Genomic DNA, 3,133 nt, shown 5'->3' on the forward strand with positions numbered 1-3,133 from the left:
GACCATTTTTTGAATAAGATGCCGAGCGCCGAAGAATTTCAATTATTGCAATACGAAGAGAACGCTAAATTTTTTGAAACTCATTACAAAATAATAGAAAATAAAATAGATAAAAATTTCGCGACTATAATATTTAATAAAGAAGGAAAAGTAAATGAAAAAAATATTAACCTTACAAAAAAATATATAATCGATTCTAACGGCGGTTTTTCATTGGAAGCGATTATAGAAAATAAATCTGAAGAAGAAATTGAATTTGTCTACGCTCTTGAAAACAATCTTACTTTGCTTGCGGGCGGCGAAAAAGACAGATATTATATCGGAGACGGAATAAAAATATCGGAAAATTTATCGGACGCTGGAGAATTTGCAGGGAAAATTTTTGGAATGATAGACGAGGCTTATATAAAAATAAAAATATTAATCGAATGCGAAGAAGAAACGAATTATTTATATATGCCGAATTATACGATTTCGGATGCGGTGGATAAACTTGAAATGAATTATCAAAATTCAACTATAGTTTGTTTGAAAAAAATGAGTTTGAAACCTAAAGAAAAAAAATCTTATAAATTAAAAATAAATATTCAAAATATTTAATAATTTTTTGGAAGGCAATAATGAAAATTTTTTGCATAGTTTCGGATACTAAATACTCGGGAAAAACTTATTTGGCATCTCATATAATTTCGTCTCTAAAAATTTTGGGTAAAAAAGTCTGCTATTATAAACCTTTCGTTTTGGAAGTTAAAGATGGAAAATTATTTGACTGCGATTATATAAAGAATACGACAAATTTAAACGCTTCCGATATATTCGTTTCTTACGCTACGAACGGAAATATTTCTCCTCTTCACAGCATTGAAAAAAACGGGAATATCGAAGAAAAAGAAATTAACGATTTGATAGAAGAAAATAACGAAAATTACGATTATATGGTTTTCGAGTCTTTAAGTTTATATTCTCCGATAAAAGAAAATTATAATTTTATAGATTTAATCTCGTACATAAAAATCGAAAAACAAATTATACCGATAGCGGAATATAATTCGAATATCATTCATGCTTGCTTGGAACAAATCGGACTTCTTCATCAAATAGGTTTCAAAATTCCTTTTATTGTGGTAAATGTGAATAGAGATATTGTCGTTTCTGTGGAAGTTATAGAATATATAAGAAAACAAATAAGCCCGATAAAAATTTACTTGACGGAATTTGAACCTGAAATAAAAAAAATAGAAGAGATAAAATATCCTAATATAATAAAAGAAATTCTGCCTTTAAATCGTTAAATTATAATCGCGCCCTTTGTGGGAATATTTAAAACTTTTATAATCGATTCGACATTTTTTTTCTTAAAACTTGAATGCATCGCTTTTGAAACTTTTTCTATTATATTTTTATCGTCTTTTACCAAAGCGAGAATCGAAGAACCCGCGCCGCTGATAGTCGTGGAATACGCGCCAGCTTTTTTCGTTTCTTTAAATAATTCTTTTAGGTTTGGAATAAATTTCGCTCTATAATCTTGATGAATTTTATCTTCGGTAGCGACTTCGAGCAAATCCAATCTGTTTGAAAATAAAGCCGAAGTGAGAAGTGCCGCTCTTGAAATATTGAATATCGCGTCCGCTCTTTTTATTTCTTTGGGCAAAATATTTCGAGCCGTTTCCGTGCTTAAATAAAAATTTGGAATTGAAACTACCGCCTTCAAATTTTTCGGAGGTTTTATTTTTATATATTTAAAATCTTCGTTTTTTCTAACGACTCCCGAAATTATTCCTCCGAGTATCGCGGGAGCCACATTATCGGGATGTCCTTCTATTTGAACCGCCATATTCAAAATATCTTTTTCTATTGAAAGTTTGTCTCCAAGCATATAATTTGCGCAAAGCAATCCTCCGATAATAGCCGCCGAACTGCTTCCGAGTCCGCGCGATAGAGGAATTCTATTTATGCATTTTACAACATATCCCTTTTTGGGGTTTGATTTTAATTTTTTGAAAACAAGTTTCATAGCCGAATAAATCATATTGTCGTTTTTGGAAATTTCGTTTTCGCCTTCTCCAAAAATTTCAAATTCTATTTTTTTTGAATTGTCGTTTTCGTAAATATGAATTTCGTTATACAAGCTCAAAGCGAGTCCAACGCTGTCGAATCCCGAACCTATATTTGCGCTCGTTGCGGGAATTTTGAAAGTTATGAGTTTTTTATTTTTAGCCATTAGTATTTTCCTTGATAATATTTTTATAGAATATACTTAAATATAACTTTTTTCAATGATTTATTACATAAAAATATTTTTATTTTAGTAATTTTATAAACAAAAATTTTGACATAAAGAATTTATTTTAGTATAATTATTATATGTTTGATAGATTATTAAAAAAAATTGATGAAGTCAAATCCTTAAAATTTGAAAAAGCTACTGACGAGTTGGAAGATTTTATATATAATTCTTCTAACTTTTTGAATATTTTAGAAGAAATCGGAACTATACCAGAAAATATAGAGCATGACTCTACGGAAGAAAAATTATTTTCAAAAGTATCGGACATTATTTTATCAAGAGCTTTTGTTGAAATAGGTTTAGATTCCGAAGTATTAAAACAAAGAGGCAATTCTGCGGATGTATTTGCAAAATCGCAATTTCATGGATATTCGCTTGTTGCGGACGCTAAATCGTTTAGGATGAGTAGAACGGCAAAAAATCAAAAAGATTTTAAAATAAATTCTCTCTCAAAGTGGAAAGGAAATTGCGAATATTCGATTTTATGCAGTCCCTACTTTCAGTATCCTAAAAGAGCAAGCCAAATCTATTCTCAATCTATGGAATTTAATGTTTGTTTATTTAGTTGGGAACATTTTATTTTTTTAATAAATAATAACATTAAAGAAAATAATCAAATTAATTTTGAATCTATATGGAATTTCGGTAAATATAATTCAAATAAAGTTTTAATCGCAAATAGAAAAGAATGTTTTTTAAATAGTTTTAATAAGTATGTTACTGATAATATAAATAGAGATGAAAAAGAATTCTTAAATATATTAAGAATTCAAAAAACTAAAATAGAAAAAAGATGTAACAACGAAATTTTATATTTAAAAAATGAAATTTCAAAATTCTCAGGAA

The 3,133-nt window shown here is 28.4% G+C and carries 4 protein-coding genes; 3 read left to right on the forward strand and 1 reads right to left on the reverse strand.

The features are described from left to right. Both EZH24_RS09310 and EZH24_RS09315 read left to right on the forward strand, forming a co-directional pair. Positions 1–600: alpha-amylase/4-alpha-glucanotransferase domain-containing protein (locus EZH24_RS09310; RefSeq protein ID WP_137998883.1), on the forward strand; the 600-nt coding region annotated here is incomplete at its 5' end. A gap of 20 nt (positions 601–620) precedes the next feature. Continuing rightward, positions 621–1,292 carry an AAA family ATPase gene (locus EZH24_RS09315; protein WP_137998884.1) on the forward strand — a complete coding sequence of 224 codons (672 nt, stop codon included), beginning with the start codon at positions 621–623 and terminating at the stop codon, positions 1,290–1,292. Here the strand turns inward: EZH24_RS09315 and thrB are convergent. Next, entirely contained in the window at positions 1,289–2,221 is a 933-nt protein-coding gene (gene thrB / locus EZH24_RS09320) for a homoserine kinase (protein WP_137998885.1), read from the reverse strand. The genes EZH24_RS09315 and thrB overlap by 4 nt on opposite strands. 143 nt (positions 2,222–2,364) lie before the next feature. Between thrB and EZH24_RS09325 the strand changes: the two genes are divergently transcribed. Then, the coding region (locus tag EZH24_RS09325; protein ID WP_137998886.1) for a HindIII family type II restriction endonuclease at positions 2,365–3,133 on the forward strand (769 nt) is incomplete at its 3' end.

Source organism: Brachyspira catarrhinii, assembly GCF_005518285.1.
GTDB lineage: Bacteria > Spirochaetota > Brachyspiria > Brachyspirales > Brachyspiraceae > Brachyspira > Brachyspira catarrhinii.